Source organism: Micromonospora sp. WMMD882 (assembly GCF_027497255.1).
GTDB lineage: Bacteria > Actinomycetota > Actinomycetes > Mycobacteriales > Micromonosporaceae > Micromonospora.
The window spans coordinates 4648141-4670330 of record NZ_CP114903.1 but is presented as its reverse complement, the minus strand read 5'-3'; the positions used below and the strand labels follow the sequence as shown (position 1 = coordinate 4670330).

Annotated in this window: 20 protein-coding genes; 5 read left to right on the top strand and 15 right to left on the bottom strand. The window is 73.0% G+C overall.

The window, feature by feature from the left end; genetic code table 11:
* Position 1: 1 nt before the first annotated feature.
* The 9 genes from O7606_RS19780 to O7606_RS19740 form a co-directional block, all read right to left on the bottom strand.
* Positions 2 to 1111, bottom strand: a complete 1110-nt coding sequence (locus O7606_RS19780; RefSeq protein ID WP_281595510.1) for a hypothetical protein — start codon at positions 1109 to 1111, stop codon at positions 2 to 4.
* 98 nt (positions 1112 to 1209) lie between these two features.
* Positions 1210 to 1428, bottom strand: a complete 219-nt coding sequence (locus O7606_RS19775) for a hypothetical protein (RefSeq protein WP_281595509.1) — start codon at positions 1426 to 1428, stop codon at positions 1210 to 1212.
* 30 nt (positions 1429 to 1458) lie between these two features.
* On the bottom strand, positions 1459 to 2334 hold the full coding sequence (locus O7606_RS19770) for a TauD/TfdA family dioxygenase (protein WP_281595508.1): 876 nt from the start codon (positions 2332 to 2334) through the stop codon (positions 1459 to 1461).
* A 32-nt stretch (positions 2335 to 2366) separates the two neighbouring features.
* On the bottom strand, positions 2367 to 3608 hold the full coding sequence (locus O7606_RS19765) for a hypothetical protein (RefSeq protein ID WP_281595507.1): 1242 nt from the start codon (positions 3606 to 3608) through the stop codon (positions 2367 to 2369).
* Between the two features lie 15 nt (positions 3609 to 3623).
* Positions 3624 to 4778 carry a phosphonopyruvate decarboxylase gene (aepY, locus tag O7606_RS19760; RefSeq protein WP_281595506.1) on the bottom strand — a complete coding sequence of 385 codons (1155 nt, stop codon included), beginning with the start codon at positions 4776 to 4778 and terminating at the stop codon, positions 3624 to 3626.
* The gene (locus O7606_RS19755) at positions 4775 to 6877 is read right to left on the bottom strand and encodes an alpha/beta fold hydrolase (RefSeq protein ID WP_281595505.1); all 2103 of its coding nucleotides are present in this window, start codon (positions 6875 to 6877) and stop codon (positions 4775 to 4777) included. The genes aepY and O7606_RS19755 overlap by 4 nt, the downstream gene beginning before the upstream one ends.
* Positions 6874 to 7920 carry an aminotransferase class I/II-fold pyridoxal phosphate-dependent enzyme gene (locus O7606_RS19750; RefSeq protein WP_281595504.1) on the bottom strand — a complete coding sequence of 349 codons (1047 nt, stop codon included), beginning with the start codon at positions 7918 to 7920 and terminating at the stop codon, positions 6874 to 6876. The genes O7606_RS19755 and O7606_RS19750 overlap by 4 nt, the downstream gene beginning before the upstream one ends.
* The gene (locus O7606_RS19745; RefSeq protein WP_281595503.1) at positions 7917 to 9149 is read right to left on the bottom strand and encodes an AMP-binding protein; all 1233 of its coding nucleotides are present in this window, start codon (positions 9147 to 9149) and stop codon (positions 7917 to 7919) included. Before O7606_RS19745 ends, O7606_RS19750 begins: the two co-directional genes overlap by 4 nt.
* A 49-nt stretch (positions 9150 to 9198) precedes the next feature.
* A complete protein-coding gene (locus tag O7606_RS19740) occupies positions 9199 to 10149 on the bottom strand; it encodes an isocitrate lyase/phosphoenolpyruvate mutase family protein (protein WP_281595502.1) in 951 nt (316 codons plus the stop codon).
* A gap of 289 nt (positions 10150 to 10438) precedes the next feature.
* Between O7606_RS19740 and O7606_RS19735 the strand changes: the two genes are divergently transcribed.
* Together O7606_RS19735 and pyrB are read left to right on the top strand one after the other, a co-directional pair.
* Positions 10439 to 11671 carry an ATP-grasp domain-containing protein gene (locus O7606_RS19735; protein ID WP_281595501.1) on the top strand — a complete coding sequence of 411 codons (1233 nt, stop codon included), beginning with the start codon at positions 10439 to 10441 and terminating at the stop codon, positions 11669 to 11671.
* Positions 11672 to 11818: 147 nt separating this feature from the next.
* On the top strand, positions 11819 to 12832 hold the full coding sequence (gene pyrB, locus O7606_RS19730; RefSeq protein WP_281595500.1) for an aspartate carbamoyltransferase: 1014 nt from the start codon (positions 11819 to 11821) through the stop codon (positions 12830 to 12832).
* Positions 12833 to 12906: 74 nt separating this feature from the next.
* On the opposite strand, the gene O7606_RS19725 is transcribed toward pyrB, so the two are convergent.
* From O7606_RS19725 to O7606_RS19715, 3 genes are all read right to left on the bottom strand, one after another.
* Entirely contained in the window at positions 12907 to 14184 is a 1278-nt protein-coding gene (locus O7606_RS19725; RefSeq protein ID WP_281595499.1) for an ATP-grasp domain-containing protein, read from the bottom strand.
* A 10-nt stretch (positions 14185 to 14194) separates the two neighbouring features.
* Complete coding sequence (locus tag O7606_RS19720; RefSeq protein WP_281595498.1) at positions 14195 to 15661, bottom strand: MFS transporter; 1467 nt, start codon at positions 15659 to 15661, stop codon at positions 14195 to 14197.
* Positions 15662 to 15878: 217 nt separating this feature from the next.
* Positions 15879 to 17435: an RICIN domain-containing protein gene (locus O7606_RS19715; RefSeq protein WP_281595496.1), complete on the bottom strand. Its 1557-nt coding sequence runs from the start codon at positions 17433 to 17435 to the stop codon at positions 15879 to 15881.
* 503 nt (positions 17436 to 17938) lie between these two features.
* On the opposite strand from O7606_RS19715, the gene O7606_RS19710 reads away from it, so the two are divergent.
* Positions 17939 to 18154: a hypothetical protein gene (locus tag O7606_RS19710; RefSeq protein WP_281595495.1), complete on the top strand. Its 216-nt coding sequence runs from the start codon at positions 17939 to 17941 to the stop codon at positions 18152 to 18154.
* Between the two features lie 168 nt (positions 18155 to 18322).
* Entirely contained in the window at positions 18323 to 19555 is a 1233-nt protein-coding gene (locus tag O7606_RS19705; protein WP_281595494.1) for an RCC1 domain-containing protein, read from the top strand.
* Positions 19556 to 19812: 257 nt separating this feature from the next.
* On the opposite strand, the gene O7606_RS19700 is transcribed toward O7606_RS19705, so the two are convergent.
* From O7606_RS19700 to O7606_RS19690, 3 genes are all read right to left on the bottom strand, one after another.
* A complete protein-coding gene (locus tag O7606_RS19700) occupies positions 19813 to 19998 on the bottom strand; it encodes a hypothetical protein (RefSeq protein WP_281595493.1) in 186 nt (61 codons plus the stop codon).
* A gap of 27 nt (positions 19999 to 20025) precedes the next feature.
* Positions 20026 to 20442, bottom strand: a complete 417-nt coding sequence (locus O7606_RS19695) for a hypothetical protein (protein WP_281595492.1) — start codon at positions 20440 to 20442, stop codon at positions 20026 to 20028.
* A gap of 161 nt (positions 20443 to 20603) precedes the next feature.
* A complete protein-coding gene (locus O7606_RS19690) occupies positions 20604 to 21326 on the bottom strand; it encodes a TetR/AcrR family transcriptional regulator (RefSeq protein WP_281595491.1) in 723 nt (240 codons plus the stop codon).
* A gap of 179 nt (positions 21327 to 21505) precedes the next feature.
* On the opposite strand from O7606_RS19690, the gene O7606_RS19685 reads away from it, so the two are divergent.
* A complete protein-coding gene (locus O7606_RS19685; protein WP_281595490.1) occupies positions 21506 to 22156 on the top strand; it encodes a sigma-70 family RNA polymerase sigma factor in 651 nt (216 codons plus the stop codon).
* Positions 22157 to 22190 lie beyond the last annotated feature (34 nt).

The window sequence follows — 22190 nt, the reverse complement described above, 5'->3', positions numbered from 1 at the left end:
GTCAGCCGGTCGCCCCGGCGAGCAGGTCGGCGGTCGGCCGCGCCGGGTGGATCGCGTCGAGGAGGCGGCGCAGCGCGTCCGCGTCGGTGGAGTTCACGACCTGCTCCACGGGTACGGCGAGGCGGTCGGCGAGGGCGTGCAGGTTCTGCCGGTACGTGCCGATCATGAGCGGCGCCCGGCCGAGCGCCCGGAGCTGACGCAGGCCCTCCAGCGCGCCCATCGCGTCGTTGACCATCATCACGCAGGCGGCGTCGAGCTCCGCCATGATCTCCAGCGCTTCGGGGGCCCGCGCCTCCAGGAAGTCCCCGCCGATCTCCACCACGATCAGGTCGACGCGTTCCGCGCAGTGTTCGACGAGCGTGTACAGCATGGCCCGGAACCGGTCCGGGTCCACGCCGTAGGTCGACGGCATGCCGGCGTCGACGAAGTCGGTGACCACGTCGTAGTTCGCGGCGCGGTAGCTCAGCACGTCCTTCGCCCGTCCGGTGCCGCACGCCTTGACGGCCGCGGTACGCAGACCTGGCCGGTGCTGCCTGGCCACGATGTTGAGCTGGCAGACGAGCGTGGTCTTGCCCACCTCGGCCGAGGTGCCGGCGACGAACAGCACGGGGGTGTCGACGCGCGGCCGTCGGCTGTCGCGGACGGGCACCACCGGCGCCTCGTCGATGTTGCGGACGCGTCCGGCGGCGTCCGCCGGGAACCCGACGACCTCCAACGGCAACGCGCGGGCGCCGTAGTAGGCCGGGACCGCCGTGCACCTGGCCGCCAGGCCGCCCTGCGCGACGAGGTCCAGCCGGTCGCCGGCCGCGACGGGGGTCGTCGGCACCTCGCCGATGAGGTTGGTGCCGGAGCGCCGGGTGCCGAGCGTCGCCACGAACAGGTCACCCTGGTACAGCTTGACCGGCATGCCGGTCTCGTCCTCGACGTGGTCGTACGCGCCGGCGCCGGCCAGGCACCGCACGACGACGAGATCACCGTCGCGGGGCGTCGGATTGCGGGAGACGAGCTGCTCGCGTCCGTCGAGCAGGTCGGCGGCCCGCCGCACACACGAGTTGATCAGCTTGACCGGGAGACCTGCGGCACGGCTGCGCCAGCCGTTCGTCGGTGCCAACGACATCATCTACCTGTTTCGTCGGTGGGGCGGTTGGGCGGTACGGGGACGGGCGGACGCTCGGCCGCGTCCACCCGTCCGGTCGGTCAGTCGGCCGGTCAGTCGGTGAGGGCGACGAGCTGCACCGACGACACGTTGCGCTGCTCCACCTCTTTGAGCGAGGCGACGGCGTTGTCCAACGAGTCGACGGCCCGCTGGGTGTCCTGACCCAGCAGCAGGGCGTCCAGCTCACCCTGGAGCTGGGCGCAACTGTCGGCCAGGGCGGCCCCGTCGACGGCGGGAGTGGGCTCGGCGGAAGTGGGCTCGGGGCTGGTCATGCGGAATCTCCTCGGTTGTGGTCGGGACGGTCAGGCGACGGTGACGCTCCACAGCTCCCGGTTGTTGACCGCGGTGCCGCCGTCCTGCGGGCGCTCGCCGACGATCTTCCGGCGGCCGTGCGCGAACCGGTTGTTGTCCAGCAGCAGCAGGTCACCGCTGTCCATCGGGAAGCACGCCTGGAACTTCTCCTCGGCGGCGTTCTCGATCACGTAGTCCAGGGCGCGCCGGTAGCCCTCGTAGTCGGCGATCTGGTCACGCAGACCCGGAAGCTTGTCCTGGATGTCCTGCTTCATCCGTACGCCCAGGTCGAGCGGACCGGCGGCGTCGGCGAGCGGGTAGCACAGCGGCAGGTGCGACAGCTCCTCACGGACGTTGTTGGCCTCGAAGGTGACCGGGGTGCCGGTGAGGTGGGCCAGGTGCGCCTCGAACGTCTCGCCGTCCCGGGCCGCCAACTCCTCGAACAGCCGCCGCCAGGCCAGCACCACCGACTCGCCGCGCTGCCCCTCCGGCGTGTCCCGCCAGCCCGGCTCGACCATCAGCATCGCGAAGTACGCCGGCCGGGGGTCGCACCAGGAACGCGCGGAGTGTGGCCGCAGCTCGCCACCGACGTAGTGCACGGACTGCTTGACGTACTGGCCCTTCGGCTTGTACTTGACCCGGTTGATCTGCGGGTGCGGGTCGTCCTTGGCCAGGTCGCTGCGGGACGAGTAGTTCGCCAACGGGGTGCCGAACCGGCCCAGGAAGGCCAGGTAGCGGTCGGGGTCGAGCGGAAAGTCACGGATCAGGACGATGCGGTCGCGGTCGAGCGTCGCGCGTGCCTCGGCGACGAGCGCGTCGAGTGACCTGCCGCCGGCATCGACGTGGTTACGGACGATGCTCTCGCCGGAGAAGTCGTCGCCAGACATTCGTGGTGTCCTTCCTCAGGGGATTCGGTTCGTCAGGCCAACGCTGGTTGGCGCTGGGCGGGGTCGGACGGCTCGACGCGCTGACGCAGCAGCGCCAGGGCCGACCGGGTGAGTTCGCTCGCGTCCGGGCGGCCGGCGCGCTCGGTGAGCAGCGCCACCGCCGCGCCCGGGCGTCCCAGCCGCACCAGCAGCTCGGCCAGCTCCACGGGGACGTCCTGCTGCCGGTCGTTGCCGGCGAGGCTCTGCCGGTACAGCACCTCGGCCAGCTCCGGGTCGCCGAGCGCGCGGTCGGAGAGCCGGGCCAGCTTGCCCAGGGTGTACGGGTGCGACGGACGACCGGCCAGCGCGCGCAGCATCAGCCGGCGGGCCTCCTGCGGCTCCGCCCGGGCCTGCCAGCGGAACAGCGCGTAGTTGCACAGCGTGCGCGGGTGGTCGGGGTCCAGTTCGAGCGCCTGCCGGTACCGCTGTTCGGCGTAGTCGTGGTCGCCGTACTTGTGCTGGGCGAGCAGCGCGAAGTTGCTGTGCACCCGGGCGTGCCGGGTCTGCTGGCGGATCGGTCGGCCGGCCGCCCGCTTCACGTCGTCCGGCGCCCAGTGGATCTTCTCCGTCCAGAGGGTCAGCAGCCGGTGGTCCTCCGCGTACGCGGGGAAGCGTGCCTGCATCTCCGCCAGCCCGTACGGGTCGGGCCGGTCGGCGAGATAGCCGAACCGCCGCATCGTGTCCCACTCGGACAGGGTGACGAGCTCCTTCAGCTCCTCCGGATAGTCCGGCACCGTCGTCGTCGCGTTGACCCGGCTGCCCTCCCGCAACGTCGCCTCGTCGAACTCCTCACCGGCGAGGCGCAGGAACCGGGCGAAGTCGTCGACCAGGCGCTCCTGCCGCCCGACGAAGTCGATCTCCGCCTCGGGCGGGCCCACGTAGGAGGTGTAGATGTTCCCCAGCGCGCCCGGCAGAATCGACACGGCCCGGCGGACGAACGTCTCGAAGTCGTCGCTGGCGCACTGCTCGTCCAGCGGATACTGCGGACGCCAACCCCGTTCCATCCGGTAGGCCCAGTACGACCGGTACCACTCGACCGGGTCACGGACGAAGGCCCCGACGTGCCGGTACGCGGACCGGTCGTACTGGTCGAGCAGGTCGTGATCCCGCATCGCCGGATCACCGACCGTCTCGACGGCCAGCCCGAGTTGCCGGACCTTCGCCCGGATCCAGGTGCTGCCGGTCTTCGGCACCAGCAACAGGAGGGAATTGGTACGGGTGAAAAGGAGTGCCATGGCTTCTCCCGGGGGTCAGAGCGGGACGGACGCGGGGACGTGCTTTCGGCTCAGGTGGGCGCGCAGCCGCGCCGCGAGGTCGTCCAGGCGCTGCCGGGGACGGGGCAGGGCGCCGCTGGTTCCGGCCTCGACGCGACAGTGCACCAGCACCGGCCCGTCCGTCACCTGGACGGCCCGGCGCAGCGCCTCCCGTACCGCGTCGATGCCGTCGCACCGCCACGCCGCCCGGTAACCGCAGGCCACGGCCACCGCGGCGAAGTCGACGGCGGCGCCGTTCGTGTGCTGGCCACCTGTCGACTCGTGCCGGCCGTTGTCCAGGACGACGTGCAGGTAGGGCGAACGCACGTACCGGCCGACCGTGGCGAGGGAGCCGAGCCGCATCAGCAGCGCGCCGTCCCCGTCGAGAACGGTCACCGGATGGCCGGTGGTGGCGAGGCCGACCCCGATGCCGGCCGCGCAGCCCATCGAGCCGGCCATGTAGAAGTGACTGTCCCGGTCGTCCATGCCGTACAGCTCACGACCCGTGTAACCGGTGGTGGCCACGGTGACCCGGGCCGGTTCCAGCGCCAGGTGGGCCGCGATCACGTCGGCCCGCCGGGGCCGGGCCCCGCCGGACAGCGTGTGCGCCGCCGCGGGCGGACGTACCCCGACCGGCGGTACGGCCGGCGTCGGGACGACGTTGTCGAACAGACCCTTCTCGATGACCAGGGCGGCGGAACGCCGGTCGGCGCACCGCTGGACCGCCACCTCGATCTGCTGCGCCGCCACCTCCGGCGCGGGGTCGAGGGTCTCGGTGGCCACCTCCAGCAGACCGAGCAGCTCCGGCGTGATCCGACCCATCAGGGCGTGCTGCGGCTCGTCGGCGCCGGCCGGCCAGCCGCGCCGCGACACCCCGAGGAGCACCGGGATCCGGTACGGGACCGCGAGGGAGCTGAGCGGATTGGTCATGTTGCCCAGGCCGGAGTTCTGGCACAGCGCGACCGCCTGCGAGCCGCCGAGCCAGACGCCGGCGGCGATCGCCACCGACTCCGCCTCGTTGGTCGCCGAGACGTACCGCTGCTCACCTTCGAGGAGGGTGTACAGGCCCGAGACGTACGAACAGGGCACGCCGGTGACGCAGCCGACCCGGTGTCGGGTCAGCTCGGACAGGAACCAGGCTGGGTCGATCACGGGCGCACCTTCTGTCCGGTCGGATCGGCGTTCACCCGCTGGTGACGCGGGGTGTGGAAGAGCTTGAGCGTCGATCCCGCCGGCACCCGGCCCGCTGTCGGCACGGACGTCGGCGGCGCGGACGCTTCCGGCACGGACGGCTCCGGCGCGGACGTCGGCGGCGCGGAGGACCCGGGCACGGGCAGGTGTCGGGCGAGGAAGCCGGCGAGCAGGTTGGCGACGGCCAGCCGGTTCGCGGCGCCGACGATCTCGTGCCCCTCGTCGGGGAACAGGGCCATGCTGGCGTCCCGGTCGGCGTGGGCCAGCGCCATGAACATCCTGGTGGTCATCTCCGCCGGCAACCGACTGTCGTTCAGACCGTGGACCAGCAGCACCGGGCAGCGGATCCGGTCGGCGTGCCGCACCGGCGACACCGCGTCGAGGGCCGCCCGCTGGGCCGGATCCGCCGGGTCGCCGATCCGACGGCGCAGCATGGGCGCGGCCGAACGCCAGTACGGCGGCGGCGACTCCAGGAACGCCGGCAGGTCGGTGACGGGCGAGGTGGCCACCACGCACCGGAACAGGCGGTCGGCGCTGGCGGCGAGCTGGAGGGCCGCGTACCCGCCGTAGCTGCCCCCGACCAGGCCGACCCGGTCGGGGTCGCACACGCCCCGGCGGACCGCCCAGTCGAGCGCGTCGAGCAGGTCGTCCCGCATCGCCGCGCCCCACTGCCGGTCACCGGCGTTGACCCAGCCCCGACCGAAGCCCGTCGAACCACGGAAGTTCGGCTCGATCACCGTGTAACCGAGAGCCGCCAGCCAGCCACGCCGCTCGGCGTACTCCCATCGGCTGCGCCGCCACGGACCGCCGTGGACCAGCAGGACCGCCGGGGCCGGGCCGTGCGGCGCACGTCGTCTCGGCACGGTCAGGTAGGCCACGCTGCGCCGGCCGTCCCGCACCGGGACGTCGACCGGGCGACACGAGATCGCCAGCGGTCGGCCGTCCGGCCGGGCCTGCGACAACGGCCACAACGCGTCGTCGTGCGGCTGGTAGCAGAAGTACCGAACGTCCGTCTCGGGTCGGCGCACGGCCACCAGCCACAGCCGACCGTCCTCGTGCCGTTGCAGCACGGTGGGCTCGTCGCCGAGTCGGGCCCGGAGCGCGGTGAGGACCGGCGCGAGCGCGGGGGCCAGCGCGACCGTACGGGGTCGGAAGCGTTCCACCTGCGCCAGCTCCGGCCGGCCGGTCCCCGGCGCGGTCAGGACCCGGTCGATGTCGGCCCGCCGCGCCGTCAGCAGCGTCTCCTCCACCGTGGCCGGCTCGTCGGCGACGCAGCGCAGGCCGACCAGCCGCACGGCGTCGTCACCGGCCGGCAGCACGGCGTAGACGGTCCGGCCGTCCCCGGCGAAACGCAGCAGCCGGGCGGTCAACGCGTCCTCGTGCGGCACCCGCAGGAACCGTCGCCCGCCGGCCGGGTCGCCGTGCCAGAACGTCCGCGCGCCGTCGCCGTCGACCGTCTCCACCAGCCGGAGCGCGAACTCGTCGTCGAAGTAGGCCGCCGCGTACCCGGCGTTCGCGAGCAGCCGGCGACGGTCACCGGTACGCAGCGACACCAGGTCGTAGTCGTGGAACCGGGGGTCGCGCCCGTTCGTGGCCACCAGCACAGAGTCCGGTCGCCGCGGGCTCAGCCGGACCACGCGGCTCTGCGCCCCGACGGGTGGCCCGAGCGCGTCCCACTCCCCCGTGTCGACCCGGACCCGGTACAGCGACCAGTTCTCGCTGCCGGTGGGATCGGCCACCGCGATACCGACGCCGGGCAGCCGCGACCAGGTGAAGGCCCGCGCCCGCCGGGCCGCGACCGGCAGACTGGCGTACGGCCGCCGGGCCGCCACGTCGTAGAGCACCAGCCGGGTGCCCGCCGCGCCGCTGGACAGCCAGGCGACGTGCCGGCCGTCGGCGCTCATGGCGGGCTGTCCGTTGAGCTCCCCGACCGCGCCGGCCGGGCCGCCCACCACGCCCGGATCGCCCGGCGCGGTCTGGACGCCCGGCGCGGCCAGGTCGGTCGGCGCGGCCAGGTCGGTCGGCGCGGACGGGACGCCCGGCGCGTGCGGGAGGCTCACCGGGCCGCCCGAGTTGGCGGGACCACCTCGGCGACCGGCTCCACCCCGTCGTGACAGGCCGCGACGCAGGCCACCACCGCGTCCAGGTGCGGCTGCGGCGGCACCGACAGCCGGATCCCGGGCGGCCAGCTCTCCGGGTACCCGCGCAGGTCGTGCAGCAGTCGGGCCCGGTACCCGGCGGTCGCCAGCGCCTCGGCCACCGGCCCGGCGAGCGGGGTCTCCAGGCAGACGTAGTTGGCCGCGGACGGCCAGACCCGCGCCCCGGCGATCCGGGCGAACCCGGCCAGCATCGACTCGCGGGCACGCTGCGCGGCGGCGATGCTCTCCCGGACGACCTCCGGATGTGCCAACAGGTGACGTACCGCGCGCTGGGTGATGCCCGAGACGCTGTTGGGCAGCGACCGACGGGAGACCTGCCGCGCCGGGTCGGCGAAGGCGGCGGAGGCGACGAACCCGGCCCGCAGGGTCGCCAGCCCCCACGCCTTGGAGAAGGTCCGCGCGACGTACAGGTTGGGGTGCGCCCCGAGCAGCCGCAGCGCGGAGTCCGGGGCGAAGTCGGCGTACACCTCGTCGAGGATCACCGGGCCCGCCGCCCGACGCAGCAGGACCTCGACGTCGGCCAGGTCGAACTGGTAACCGAGCGGGTTGCGCGGCGAGGACATCGAGATGGTGACGTCGGCGCGGCCGAGGTACGGCGCCAGGGCGGGCAGCAGCTCGGCCGGCTCCCGGACCGGCACGCTGTGGTACGTCCACCCCTCCTGCCGGGCCACCGTGGCCGCGAGGTGGAAGTTGGGCACCACGTCGACGACGACGCCCCGGTGCAGCTCGCGCAGCAGCACCTCGATGAGCTGCGTCGTGCCGGCGCCCACCCGGATCCACGGCTCCGGGACCGTGAAGTACCCGCCGACCGCCTCGGCGACCCGGTCGGCCCAGGTGTCGTCCTTGGTGGTCAGGTCGACCGTCCCCAGGCCGGAGAGGACGTCCCGGCTGTGCGTGGCGGGGTCCAGGAACTGGCTGCCCGTCCAGGTCAGGTCGAGCGTCATACGAATCTCCGTTTCTTGCCGCCCGGCGGCGTGATCCGGGCGCACCGCTCGTACCGGACGTCCTCTCCCGGTAGCAGCTCGGCCATGACCTCCCGCAACGCCGGCTCGGGGTCGGCGGGGACGTCGTCGGGCGTCCACCGCAGCACCGCGCCGGACGGCGCCGTCCGTACCTGGAAGTCCGCCAGGCCCGGCAGGAGACCGAGCCGGTCGGTGAGGGTGTCGGCGGGCACCGTGCCGGTGCGGAACCGGACCTCCCGCGGCTCGCGGCCCCACAGCCGGGCGAGCCGCTGCGCGCCGTCGACCCGCCCGGGAGCGAGCACCGCCCGGTCGCCGGTGCGGTACCGCGCGAACACCGTGTCGCGGTAGACCAGGTTCGTCACCAGCAGCTCGCCCTCCCCGGTGGCGGCGACCGGACCCCCGTCGGTACGCACCTCGAGCCGGACGTTGTCGCCGAACACGTCGTACTCCGGCTCGTCGGGACGGGTGGCCGCGATCAACCCGCCCTCGGTGGAGGCGAGCGCGTCCACAAGCGGCGCGCCGAAGTAGCCGGTGAGCCTCGCCCGGTCGTCCCGGTGCAACGGCTCACCGCTGGTCAGCAGCAGCCGGGGCGTCCAGGTCGGGCGGTCGACCCCGGCCCGCAGCAGCGCCTGTCGCAGGTCGAGCAGGTAGGTGGGCTTGCCGTACAGGACGGGTGGCCGGAGCCGGTCGAACAGCGCGGCCAGGCGGTCGGCCGGCGCGTCGAGCTGGACCCGCGCGTACAGGCCGTGCCGCAGCCCGGGCAGCGGTCGGACGAACGCCCGGCGGGACGGCTTGTTGCTGACGAACGCGACAGCCACCGCGCCGGGGTGGAAGGTCTCCGTCGGCACGCCGGCGAGCTCGACGATCTGGGAGAAGAAGTGGTAGTTGACCGCGTACCACGCCGCCTCGTCGAGGCCCACCGCCAACGGCTCGCCGGTGCTGCCGCTGGAGGTGATGGTGTAGGCCGGCGTCGTCCCGACCGCCCGGAACTCGTCGCCGCGCGCCCGGTGCAGCGCGCGGTCGACGACCGGCAGCCCGGCGAGCCGCCCGGCCCGACCGCCCCGGTAGTACGGCACCTCGGCGTGCAGGTGCCGCAGCAGGTCGGCGAGCGGATCGTCGATCGTCGCCGACCGGCGCGCCCAGGCCTCGTGCAGGCGGCCGGTCTCCTGTACCGGATCCAGGGTAGACCCGGAGGTGGCGGTGGTCGTCATGGCGTCGTGCCGGCGTCCGGGACCGGTGTCGTCCTGCTGCCCATCCGGGTCAGGCCGATGTCGGGCCCGCGCCGACCAACTGGTCCCCGGCGGCGTCGCCGTCGTCGGCCAGCGTGTTCAGTGGGCTCTCCGCCGGGGGGCTCGCGTACAGCTCCTTGGCCAGCTCCAGCTCGGCGTTGTTGGTCAGGTCGAACACCCGCGACAGGTCGGCGATCTCGCCTTCCAGGTGCAGCATCGTGCGCTGCTCGCGCAGGGCCATACAGAGCTGTTCCATGCTGCGGATCGCCGCCCGCAGGGTCTGGTTCGCCCAGATCGCCACCGAGATCCCGGCCCGCTCGAAGACCTCCGCGGGGACCTTCGAGTACTTGGTCGGCACGATCACCACCGGGACGCGTCGGTCCCACGAGGCCATGAAGTTGAGGATCTCGTCGGGTGAGGTCATCTTCGAGTGGATCAGGACGGCGTCGGCGCCCGCCTCGGCGTACCGGCCGCACCTGTCGACGGCCTCGGTCATCGAGCGGCCGGCGACCAGCGCCTCGCACCGGGCCACCAGGAAGACGTCGTCCCCGACGGTGTCCTTGGCCGCCTTGATCCGGCCGCAGAACTCGTGCGGGTCGGCCAGTTCCTGTTCGGAGCCGACGAACGAGTTGGTCTTCGGGAACAGCTTGTCCTCGATGCACCCGCCGCCCACGTCGGCCCGTTGCAGCCTGCGCATCACCAGCCGGACGTTGTTGAAGTCACCGTAGCCGGTGTCGAGATCTACGAGCGCCGGCACCGAGACCCGGTCCGCCAGCAGCTCGGTGCGCTCCATGACCTGGGTCCAGGAGAGCTCGTTGGAGTCCCGCAGGCCGCTGGACGCCGAGAGCCCGAGCCCCGAGACCCACACACCGGGAAAGCCGCACTCCTGCGCGATCTGCGCGGACAGGGCGTCGTGCGCTCCCATCAGGAAGTCCAGCGAGGAACGCTGGAACAGGTCGGCGAGGCTGCTGGCCTTGCTCATCCGTTCTCCTCACGATCACGTTGTCGTGGTGGTCGTCAGCGTCCACAGTGACGCGGTGACGTGATGACGCCGGGGCGGGCACGCGCGTGACGGGCCGACCGGGATCGGGCACGCCGACGGGCCCCGATGAAGATCGACAGCGGTCGGCTCAGCCTGCCACGCCGTAGCGCGCTTGTATACACTAGGTCGCTGATCGTTTTCCTGGCATCAACCTGCTGGACAGCCGTGGCGCACGCGTGGTCAGGTCTGTTTCGGACCAACGACTCGCGACTTTCGATGTGGAGCCCTGATGACGGTGTTCAAGCACGTGCTCGTCGTGGCCGGCGCCCGGGACGTCACGCCGGTGCTGCGTCGCCTCGACCCCGCCGCCAGCATCACCACTCTCGTCGCGACACAACGACTGGCCAAGGTCCGCCACCCCACCGGTTCCGCGCGGGTGATCGCTCTCGACGAGGCCGCCGACCCGGCGGAGTGGGTGGCGCTCGCGCAGTGCGTGCACCGGCGGCAGCCGATCGAGGCCGTCGGGGCGTTCGGCGAGTTCGACCAGGACCGCGCGGCGGCCATCGCGTCCGCGCTGGGACTGCCGTTCCACCCTGAAGAGGTCGTCGCGGCGGTGTACGACAAGGTGGCGATGCGCCGCCGGCTCAGCGCCGCCGGTGTCGAGGAGGTGCCCTCGACGACCGTCTCCACAGTCGAGGAGCTGCGCCGTTTCGCCGACCAGCACGGGCTCCCGCTGATCCTCAAACCGCGTCGCGGCACCGGCAGCCTCGGCATCGTGCGGGTCGACGATCCCGCCGACCTGGCGGAAGGGTTCGGCCGGGCGGTCCGGTCCGCGCCGCCCGGATCCCCGATCGTGGTCGAGCCGTTCCTGGTCGGCGTCGAGGTGAGCGTCGAGGCCATCTCGGAGCAGGGTGAGCACCGGGTCGTCGGCGTCACCCGCAAGATCAAGGACGACAACTTCGTCGAGCTGGGGCACGTGGTCCGCGAGCCCGGCCCCGACGACGGCCGGGTGGTCGCCCACGTGCGGCAGGCCCTGGACGCCCTGGGGATCACCCACGGCCCGACCCACACCGAGCTGATCCTCACCGACGACGGGCCCCGGGTGGTGGAGACCCACGTCCGGGCCGGCGGAGACCAGATCCCCGCCCTGCTGGCCGCGGCGGCCGGCATCGACCTGGTGGAGCTGGCCGTCCGGCAGGTGCTCGGCGAACGGGTGCTGCCGCGCCTCGACGCGTTGCTGGCCGCGCCCGACCGGCCACGCCGGGCCGGCGCCATCCGGTACCTGACGCCGCCCCGGTCCGGGCGGCTCGTCTCGGTGGAGCACACCGGGCAGGCCGAGGCGTTGCCCCTCGTCACCGGGTGCACGCTCCTCAAGGATCCGGGCGACGAGCTGACCGCCCCCATCCGGGACTCCGTCGACCGGGTCGGCTACTGCACCGCCGTGGCGGACGACGGCCCGACGGCCGAGGAGGCCGCCCGACGGGCCGTCGACACGCTCACCGTCACCGTCGCGCCGGCCTGAGCCCGCCCTCGCCGCCGCCGACGGCCGATGTCGGGTCGGGCGTCTGACCTCGGTAAGCTTCTGCGGTGGCAGTGCCCGACGGCTCCGCCGCAGGGCAGGTGACAGAAGGGCGGTCGAGTGGTGTTCGCCGGTGCGCACGTTCTTTCCGTGGAGCAGTTCGAGCTGGCCCACATCCAGCGGCTGTTCGAGGTGACGGACCGGATGCTGCCGTACGCGCGGCGGGAGCGGACGACGCGCGTGCTCGAAGGAGCGGTGCTCGGCAACCTGTTCTTCGAGCCGAGCACCCGGTCGCGGCTGAGCTTCGGGGCGGCGTTCAACCGCCTCGGCGGATACGTCCGTGAGACCACGGGTTTCGCCTTCTCCTCGATGGCCAAGGGCGAGTCGGTCTACGACACCAGCCGGGTGGTCAGCGGATACATGGACATCCTCGTCGTACGGCACCCGGAGGAGGGCGCGGTGGCGGAGTTCGCCGCCGCGACCAACGTCCCGGTGATCAACGGTGGCGACGGGCCGGGCGAACACCCCACCCAGGCGCTGCTCGACCTGTACACGCTGTGCCGCGAGCGGGGGCTGCGTCCCGGCGGGTTGGGCGGCATGCGGATCGCGGTGGTGGGTGACCTCCGCTACGGGCGGACGGTGCACAGCCTCACCAGGCTGCTGGCCCTGGAGAGCGGCCTGACGTTCGTCTGCGTCGCGCCCCCGGAGCTACAGATCCCGGACGACCTGGTACGCAAGCTCCAGCAGCGGGGACACACGGTCGAGCTGACCGACGACCTGGCCGAGGGCATCCGCGACGTGGACGTCGTCTACGCCACGCGGGTGCAGCAGGAGCGGTTGCCGCAGGGCAGCTCGGCCGCCGCCAGCAAGGACCGGTTCCGGATCGACGCCGCCCTCTACGACAAGGTGTGCCGGCCCGGCACCGTGCTGATGCACCCGCTCCCGCGCGACAGCCGCGGTGGCGTGAGCGAGCTCGCCGACGACCTCAACGACCGTTCCGCGCTCGCGATCTTCCGGCAGACCGACAACGGCATCCCGGTCCGGATGGCCCTGTTCGCGCTCGTCCTCGACGTCGCCGACCAGGTCACCGACACCGACCGCGAGGCCCGCTGGTACCGACCGGAGCGCTTCGGCGTGCTCGACACCCGCGACGTCCTCTCCTGACCGGCGCGGCCGTCGACGCCCCGGGCGCCGCGCCCGGGGCGTCGACGGCCGCGCCGGACGGATCCCGTCACCGGTCACAGGGCGCCGCGCACACCACCGCCGGCGACGGTCGGCACGGTCACCACCAGCCGGCACGCGGCGACGGCCGCGTACGCGCGACGCAGCGCCTCGTCGGCGGTCCCGCCCTCGGCGCGGGCCCACACCACCCGGGAGTGCGAGTCGCCCAGCGGCGCGACCCGGTCACCGGGCCCGGCCTCCAGCGTCAGCGTCACCGACGGGTCGGCCGCGCGGGCCTCGTCGAGCCCCTCCCACCGGTCCACCTCGCCGGCACAGGGCGCGACGCCGAACCAGATCGCCTGCGGACGCGCCGGGGTCGCCGCCAGCGTACGGCGCACCTCGGGCAGCACCCGCTCGCCGAAGGTCTGCCGCACCACGCACCCGACCAGGTCCACCCCGGTCGCGTCCCGTACCAGGTAGGGGATCTCGTCACCGGCCACCCGCAGGTGGGTCTCGATGGTGCGGGGTCCGTCGGGCGTTAGCACGAACTCGGTGTGACAGGTGCCGTCCCGCACCCCGAGCGCGTCGAGCACCGCGCCGGTGTGCGCCACGAGTCCGGCGCGGGCGGCATCGTCGACCACCGCCGGCACCACGTGCCCCAGCTCGACGAACGTCGCCGGGTCGGAGTACTTCCCGGTGACCGCCACCACCACGTGTTCGCCGTCCTCGGACAGCGACTCGACGCTCACCTGCGGCCCGGTCAGGTACTCCTCCAGGAGCACCTCGGGTGAGTGCCGTCGGCCGGTGTGCTCGGTGGCCACGCAGCGCCGGTAGGCCGCCGCCGCCTCCCCGGGGGTACGGACCAGCGCCACCCCGGCGCTCGCCGTGCCGTCGACCGGTTTGAGCACCCAGGCTCCCGGGTTGGCGTCCACCCAGCCGGTGACGGCCGCCTCGTCGTCGAGCCGGACGGCGGCGACCTTCTCCACCCCCGCGTCGGCCAGGAGCTGCCGCATCAGGTGCTTGTCGTGCACCGCCGCCACCGTCCGGACGGAGTGCGTGGACAGCCCCAGGGCGCTGCCGACGACAGCCAGCCGTCGCTGGTCACGCTCGCCGAAGGAGGCGATCCGGGTGACCGGGTCGGCCCGGTGGACCTGCCGCGCCGCCGCGATCCACTCCTCGTCGGAGGCGTCCGCGCGCAGCCCGACAACGCGTTCATGCTCGTCGATGTCACGCAGCTTCGGCAGCAGGGAGAGCTGGCACAGCACCGACGTACGGCTGCCCGCCCGGTGCCGCCGCAGCAACTGGGGGATCTCCCGGCCGCCACCGACGATCAGCACGTGTTCGGTGCCCGGCATCGTCTCTCCTTCAGCTCTGCTCTGTCGTGGACCCGACCGTCGACGCGCCCGCACCGGTGGCCGCGGTCGGGGCTGGAACGCCGAGGCCGGCCCGGCCGTCGGGAGGGGTCGCCGCCACGGTGGGCGGCGGCGCGAGCCGGCGCGGCCCACCCGGACGCCACGGGCTGGTCCGGCGGCGGTCCGGGTCGCGGGCCCCGGCCAGCACCGCGCCCGCGCCGGCCGCGAACGCGGCGGCCAGGCCCAGCCACCCCAGCGGGCCACGCAGCACCAGCCCGGTCATCACCGGCGGCCCGAAGACCAACTGCGCCGACACGCCGACGTTGAACAGGCCGAGGTACCTCCCGGCGTGACGGTCCGGGGCCAACTGGTGCGCCAACTCGAACGCGCCCACGGTGTGCAGGTTCTCCCCGGCGGTGAGCAGCACCACCGCCGCCGCGACCAGCAGGACGGCCAGCACCTGCGCCGACGGCTCGGCGGCGGCGAACAACGCGCACGCCCCCAACAGCGGCGCCGTCGCCACCAGCAGCATCCGCCGGGCCGCCGGGACGCCGTCGGACCAGCGGGTCAACGGCACCTGCGCGGCGACGGTGAGCACGGTGTTGAGCGCCAACAGGGGACCGACGAGGCCGTGCGGCAGCGACGTACGGGTGATCACCCAGAGCGGGAGCAGGGTGAACAGCACCGAGTCGTGCAGCAGGAGGATCGCGTTGCCGGCCGACAGGAGCACGTACGCGCGGTTGCGCAGCGGTGACGCGGGGCCGCCGCCCGGCTTCGACGGTGGGCCGGGCACGGGCGGTGGGCCGGGCCCGTCGGCGGCGCTGGGGGCCGCGGGCGTCTCCGCCGCCGTCCCCAGCGGCGGGGCAGGCACGGCGGTGGTCGCCGCCGCGGCGGCGCGTCGACGCCGTTCGATCGTGCGTACCGTGCTCAGCAGCACCAGGTACGAGGCGGCGTTGACCGCGAAGCCGGCCAGGAACGCCCCCCGGCCGCCGATCGCGATGAGCACGCCGGCGCCCACCAGCCCGACGCTCAGCCCGATGTTCTTCACCGTGCGCAGGGCGGCCATCGACTCGGAGCGGTTGCTGCCGGCGGCCAGGGACACGACGTACGCCTGTTGCACCGTGCCGCTGGCCCGGTCGAGCATCGTGCACAGGCACGCGATGACCGCGTACTGCGCCAGCGAGTCGACGAACAGGAACCCGGTGTAGCAGGCCGCCCGGGTGAGCAGCAGCCCGCTCCAGACACGGGCCGCGCCGAACCGGTCGGCGAGGTGGCCGGCGGGGACCGGGGACACCAGCCCGAACACGCTGGCCGCCCCCACCACCAGGCCGACCTGGGTGGCCGGGACGTGCAGCTCCTTCACCACGAAGACCGGAAGGAGAGCGAGGAAGAGCCCGCTGCCGATCGAGTCCACGAAGGCGGCGACGGCCAGCGTACGGATCTGTGGCTCCCGCGGCACGTAGCGACGCAGGAACCTCACCACGGGCGTTCCGCCGATGTCACCGACCACCCGGCAGGAATGCGCATGCCCTGATCTCCTCGCCCTGCGCTCGCGCTCAGGAAGTCACGATTCGCCCCGGTCGACCGGACCGGCGCGGGTCACAGTGGACCGCGGCGACGCCCGCCGCCGGGACGGCTCCCCATGCTAGCGGCACGCGCTGGCCGCGGACAATGTCGCCGTACCTGCTCACCGGTGGTCAGACGGCCGTACGGGACCACTGCTGGTTGCCGCCGGTGTTGCACGGGTACTGCTTGAGGACCACGCCGTCCGCGGTGGAGGCGGCCGGCACGTCCACGCACTTGCCGCTGTGCCGGGCCCGGAGCTGGAAGTAGCTGCCGCTGGCGACCATCTGGAACTGCTGGTTCGTGCCGTTGCCGCAGGTGTACTGGATCAGCTCGGCGCCGTCGGCGGTGGCGGCGCTCACCACGTCGAGGCACTTCCCGCTGTGCCGGCTGACGACGCGCCAGTAGCCGCTGCCGGCGTCCTGGAACTGCCACTGCTGCCAGGGGTTGCCGCCGTACGTGTACTGGCCGACGCGCGAGCCGTTCTCGGTGTTCGGCGACTGGACGTCCATGGTCTTGCCGCTGTGGCGCACGTCGACCCGGTAGAACGTGCCGGTCGCCGGGGGCGGCGTGGTGGGCGGCGGCGTCGTGGGACCGCCGCCGACGGTGTCGCCCCACCCGTAGCGGATCCGGTCCGCGCCGGAGGAGTTCCGGACGGTCAGGTTCAGGTCGACGCCGCTGCCGCTGAGCGAGAACATCGAGTACCAGTCGTATCCGATGCTGCCGGGTTTGCCGCCGAGGGCGGGCCAGTACGTGCCGCCCATCCGGTTGTCCCGCATGACCTGGGCCATGGCGCGGATGTGACGGACGAAGTTGTCGGCGCTGTTCGGGTCGGCGTAGTTGCGGCCGTCGTTCATCGGCGCGCCGAACTCGGTGGCGACGGCCCGGGAGGCGCAGTTGCCCAGCCGGGTCTGGATGTGGCTCCGGAAGGCGTCGTAGCTCATCTCGCCGTAGAAGAACGCGTAGTGGTGGAACGAGAGCAGCGTCGAGTTGAAGCGGCTGTCGTTGCAGACGTCCCGCAGGTCCTGGCTGAAGCCGGTGCCGCCGACGAGCACCCGACCGGGCGTCGCCGAGTAGTGGTAGCGCAGCCACTCGGCCGCGACGTTGCGCCACTCCGCCGAGCTGTAGCCGTGCGGCTCGTTCATCGGCTCGAAGTAGACGTTCGGGTTCGCGCCGTACGTGTTGGTCACCGTGGACCACATCGCGTTCCACGCGGCGAGGTTCGTGATCCGGCCGCCGGAGGCGGCGCCGTCCTCCCAGTAGGCGAGGATGACCTTGAATCCGCGGGCGGTGGCGGCGTCGATGGCGCCCCGGTAGGCCTCCCACCACGTCGTCCCCACGGTGTGGGTGTTGACGGGCAGCCGGACGGTGTTGACGCCCATGGTGGCGGCCATGTCGTCGTAGAGGGCGTTGGCCTTGGCCCGCACCGTCGCGTTGCTGTCGGACGAGCTCAGGCCCTGCACGACGAGGGGGCCCCTGCTGAAGTTGTCACCGAGCACGGCCCAGTTCATGCCGCGGAACTGGTCGGTGGCGGCGGTGGCCGGCGACGACGTGACGACGACGCCGCCGACCACCGCCGTCACCGCGGCCACCAGCGCGACCAGCAACCGGCGTGCCGCCCGGGTGCTCCGCGCCGGCCCCCGTAGGTGACCGTCGGGCGACGTGCTCCGGATCGGGTCGTGGTCGGTCACGTGATCCAGCCTCTCTGGGTGCGGACGCCGGACCGGCCACCGACCGGCCCGACGCCGGAGCCGGTGCTGCTCCCGGGGGCCGTGGTCGACCTCCCTTTCCGGGATCCGGGTTGTTGTTAGCGTTAACAGTGGTACGGGTTTCGCCGCATCGGGGCGCTCACCGTCCCGCCAGGCCGGAGAGCAGCTCAGACCGGTGTGGCGGACATGTTTTCCAGTTGTTAAGCGGGCGTTGCAGACAAGTGTTAGCGATCGCAACCGGAGTGTCAAGGCATCGAAGATTCTCGTCCCAATCCGGGTCCGCCCGGACGATCGGGCAGGATCAGCGGCCATGAAGGGTCGGGCATCCGGTGCGGACGAGCGGCGGGTCGCGGTCGTCGGCTACGACGGGGGGTCGAGCTGCTCGACGTCGCCAGCGTCACCTCCACACTCGACCTCGCCGGCCGGATCGCCGGCCGCCCGCTCTACCGGATCGAGCTGGTGTCACCGGCCGGCCGGTCCGCTGCGTGTTCGTGGTCTACGGCGGTGTCGCGCCGGCCGGGCTCGCCCTGCATCCACGGGCCGGTCTCGTCCTGGTCGGGCTGACCCTGGCCGCCCACGCCGGCTGGGACGTCGTCCATCTCGTCCGCGCGAGGGTGGTGCCCCGTTCCCTCGCCGAGGCGTGCCTGGCGCTGGACGCGCCCCTCGGCATCGCGGTGGTCCTCACCGCTCTCGGCTCCTGAACTCCCGCCTCCGGGGTCGGTCGGCCCCTACCAGCGACGTCCCGAACACGTGTTACTTACGTGTATCAATGTAGAGTCTCATCACTATGCAGTGGTGGGTCACTGGTGACCCGCCGGGGCAACGCCGCCTCCACTAGGCATAACCGACGATGTCTGGGAGAACAGGACATGAACGAACATCAGGAGGGTCGGCTGCGGACGCGATGGCGGCGGGCAGCCCGAACCGCCGCCGTCGCGGCAGCCTCTGTCGCGGTCACCGTGCTCGCCATCGGATCCACGGCGGGTACGGCCACGGCAGGCGTCACCGTCGACCGGGGCGCGGCGTCCGCCGCGCTCGCCGCCGCGCCGGTGTCCCAGGTCGCCACGGGCGATCTGCACACCTGCGTGACCCGCACCGACGGCACACTCTGGTGCTGGGGCAACAACTTCTACGGCCAGCTCGGCGACGGGACCAACACGAGCCGGCCCGGTCCGGTGCAGATCGGCGCCGCCACCACCTGGTCGCGGATCGACGCCGGCAGCGCCGACGTCTGCGGGGTACGCACGGACGGCACGCTGTGGTGCTGGGGCAACAACTCCAGCGGACAGCTCGGCGACGGCACGACCACGAGGCGGAACAGCCCCGTACAGGTCGGCGCCGCCACCACCTGGGCCAGCGTCAGCGCCGGCACCAACCACACCTGCGCCGTCCAGACCAACGGCACGCTGTGGTGCTGGGGCCTGAACCGGCACGCGCAGCTCGGCATCGGCACGACCCCCTACCAGGCGACCACCCCGACGCAGGTCGGCACGGCCACCACCTGGGCGAGCGTCACCACCGGTTACGCGCACACCTGCGCGGTCCGCACCGACCGGACCCTGTGGTGTTGGGGCAGCAGCTCGGACGGGCAGCTCGGGCTGGGCGGCCTGGACTTCCGGTCGACCCCGGCCCAGGTGGGCACCGCGACCACCTGGACCGGCGTGACGGCCGGGTACGCGCACACCTGCGCGGTCCGGGCCGACGGCACCCTGTGGTGCTGGGGCGAGAACGGGTACGGCCAGGTGGGCGGGGGCGCCGGCAACTACCGGACCAGCCCGCTCCAGGTCGGCACCGCCACCACCTGGACGAAGGTCGCGGCGAGCATCGACTCGTCGTGCGCGACGCGCACCGACGGCAGCCTGTGGTGCTGGGGCAACAACGGCTCCGGGCAGCTCGGCGACGGCACCACCACCCACCGGTCGACCCCGACCCGGGTGGGCGCCGCCACCACCTGGACGGGCAGCCTGGCCGTGGCCTACCACGCCTGCGCGGCGCGTACCGACGGCAGCCTGTGGTGCTGGGGCGACAACAGCTTCGGGCAGCTCGGCGACGGCACCACCACCCACCGGTCCACCCCGGCGCAGGTGACCCTGCCGGCCTGACCGCCACCGGCGCCGACTGCCGCCGCTCGCGCCGCCGCCTCAGGCAGCGGCGCGGGCGGCGCCGCGGGCGGCGCGACTTCCGGGAAATCGGGGTGTCGGGGCCGCCTGACACCGCCGTCACCGGGAAACCGTCTGGTAGGTCGGCCGCGCCCGGGCGCGTGCCGGCCCCGGTTTCGCGGCGGGAGCCCGGGGGTAACAGCGCTGCCGCGAAAGACTCCCGATCACGTCGAGCTCCGTTGTGGAGCGCCCCGCCGCCGTCAGGAGAAGAAGTGTCGCTGGTACGCCGACCACCCGGAGCCGGCCGACCACGTCCGCCCGCCCGGGCGACCGCCGCCGACCACCGCGATCGCGGGTCCGCGCCGGTCGGTGGCGTACCTGATGGACTGACTGAAGCTCGCCACCTGCTGCCCCGGCCGGCGCGGGCGTCCGTCGGGCCGGGTCACGGCCCGACGGACGGCCACCGGCCCGGCTCAGGCGGTGATCAGCCCGATACCGAGGGCGATCACCCCGGCGCAGAGGCTGAGCGCCCCGACCCAGAGCAGGACGATGAGCTTGTTCGGCCGGGTCACCCCCCTGCCGATGGAGGAGAGGAAGAACCCGGCGGACATCAGGGCCGCCGCGACCGGCACGCCGAGCCGGGCGATCCAGAGGGCGACGCCGGACAGGCCGGTGGAGTCGACGTAGAGCAGGCCCACCAGGCCCAGCGTCACCAGGACGCCGGCGTGCGCGTGGCCGGCGCGGGCGAACGCCACCTGGAAGGGGGTCATCTCGACCTGCCCCCGCACGACACGGCTGAGGAACCAGCCGCCGAAGGCGATGGTGACGACGGTCAGCAGGACGGCGCCGGCGATGATCCGGCTCTCCGTGCTGAGGGCGAGGGTGTTCATGGTTCTCCTGTCTCGGTCGGGCGCTGTTTTCGGGGGTCGGTGGGGGCGGGGTTCCGCAGCGGCGCCGGCGCGGACCGCGCGGCGCCGGCTGGTGGCGGAAGGTCGGAGGGTGGCGGAAGGTCGGAGGGTGGCGGAAGGTCGGAGGGTGGCGGAGGGTCAGGTCAGCGTCCGGCGTCCAACGCGGACTCGGGCAGCCCCAGCAGTCGGGCCAGGTCGGCCAGCTCGGCCTCGAAGAGCACGCCGGCCTCGTCGCCGATGGACCGGGTCAGCCCCATCGACTCCAGGCAGACCACCCCGTACAGGCGTAGCCAGCAGCGGGTGAAGGTGATGGCGGCGAGACCGTTCGGCAGGGGCACCTCCAGCCGGTGCAGGAGCCGCCCGGCGAGCGCCCGGGTGGCGGCGGAGTGGCCCTCCGGTTCGGCAGCGGGCACCTCGTACTCGTTCCACAGCTCGGCGAAGATGATGCCGAAGAGCCCCCCCACCTGTCGGCGGGCCTGGCTGACCTGCGCGTCCTCCTCTCCCGGCGGACCGGCGACGATCAGGGAGAGCTGGAACTCCCGGCTGTGCTCGACCGCCCAGCGGCGCAACGCCCGGCTGGCCACGATGAGCCGGGCGGCGGTGTCGCCCCGGTCGACCTGCTCGACCTCGGTGGAGATGTGTTCGGTCAGCTCGTCGAGGGTGGCCACGATGACGGCGTCGATGAGGTCGCGGTGGCTGCCGAAGTAGCGGTAGATCCCCGGCGCGGTCATGCCCATCTTGCGGGCGATCGCGCGGATCGTCAGGGCTTCGATCCCCTCACTGGTCAGGATGTCCCGGCTGACCGAGATGAGCTCCCGAAGCGTGGCGTCCCGGACCCGCTGACGTCGGGTCAGGGGAGGGTTCACGGCTCTGTCCACGGCTTCGAGCCCTCCTTCCAGCGTGAACCCGACAGGTGACGCGTGTCCGGTTCATGGAGTTTGCGTTGTCGGGTGTTAACTTTAGCGTCCCGTGCTAGCGGATGTACATAGGGTACGCTAACGTTACTGTCGATCGCTGAAACTGCCAGGGGGAGGAGGCAGGCAAGGTGGATGTGGCAGATCGGGGCCCCGGCACGCAGACCCTTGCAGGTATCAGGACCGCGGAGGCGGACGACACGGCGACACCGGAGACAGCCCTGTTCAGCCCCTTGGCGCTGCTCGTCGCCGCGTGCCAGGCGGGGGACCAGGCGGCCTGGGCCGAGCTGATCGGCGCCTACTCTTCCGTGCCCTGGTCGGTCGCCCGGTCGTTCCGGTTGCGCACCGCCGACTGCGAGGACGTCTGTCAGGTCACCTGGCTGCGGGTGGTGGAGAACATCCACCGGCTGCGCGAGCCGGAGAAACTGGCCTCCTGGCTGGTGACCATCGCCCGGCGCGAGGCGATGAAGCAACTGGAACGGGATCGCCGGCAGGTGCCGATCGGCGACAACTCGCCCTTCGACGCCTGGCCCGACGCCGCCGCGGTGGTGGAGGAGACCATCCTCGACCGGTCCCCGGACGTCCGGCTGATGGCCGCCTTCCGGGGTCTGGAGAAGCAGCACCAGGCGTTGCTGGCCATGCTCCTGCGCGAGCCCGCGATGAGCTACGACGAGATCAGCGCCGCCCTGGGCATCCCGCGCGGCTCGATCGGCCCCACCCGCAACCGCCTGTTGCGCCGGCTGCGCGAAAGCGTCCAGCCGCAGCTCGCCCTGGCCGGTTGAGCGGCGGCCCGGACCGCCGCACGAGATCCACGCG

Excerpts from the sequence above, each read along its gene's own strand:
- O7606_RS19775 (WP_281595509.1), bottom strand. The coding sequence starts at position 1,428 with ATGACCAGCCCCGAGCCCACTTCCGCCGAGCCCACTCCCGCCGTCGAC.
- O7606_RS19770 (WP_281595508.1), bottom strand. The coding sequence starts at position 2,334 with ATGTCTGGCGACGACTTCTCCGGCGAGAGCATCGTCCGTAACCACGTC.
- O7606_RS19765 (WP_281595507.1), bottom strand. The coding sequence starts at position 3,608 with ATGGCACTCCTTTTCACCCGTACCAATTCCCTCCTGTTGCTGGTGCCG.
- O7606_RS19750 (WP_281595504.1), bottom strand. The coding sequence starts at position 7,920 with ATGACGCTCGACCTGACCTGGACGGGCAGCCAGTTCCTGGACCCCGCC.
- O7606_RS19745 (WP_281595503.1), bottom strand. The coding sequence starts at position 9,149 with ATGACGACCACCGCCACCTCCGGGTCTACCCTGGATCCGGTACAGGAG.
- O7606_RS19740 (WP_281595502.1), bottom strand. The coding sequence starts at position 10,149 with ATGAGCAAGGCCAGCAGCCTCGCCGACCTGTTCCAGCGTTCCTCGCTG.
- O7606_RS19735 (WP_281595501.1), top strand. The coding sequence starts at position 10,439 with ATGACGGTGTTCAAGCACGTGCTCGTCGTGGCCGGCGCCCGGGACGTC.
- O7606_RS19725 (WP_281595499.1), bottom strand. The coding sequence starts at position 14,184 with ATGCCGGGCACCGAACACGTGCTGATCGTCGGTGGCGGCCGGGAGATC.
- O7606_RS19705 (WP_281595494.1), top strand. The coding sequence starts at position 18,323 with ATGAACGAACATCAGGAGGGTCGGCTGCGGACGCGATGGCGGCGGGCA.
- O7606_RS19695 (WP_281595492.1), bottom strand. The coding sequence starts at position 20,442 with ATGAACACCCTCGCCCTCAGCACGGAGAGCCGGATCATCGCCGGCGCC.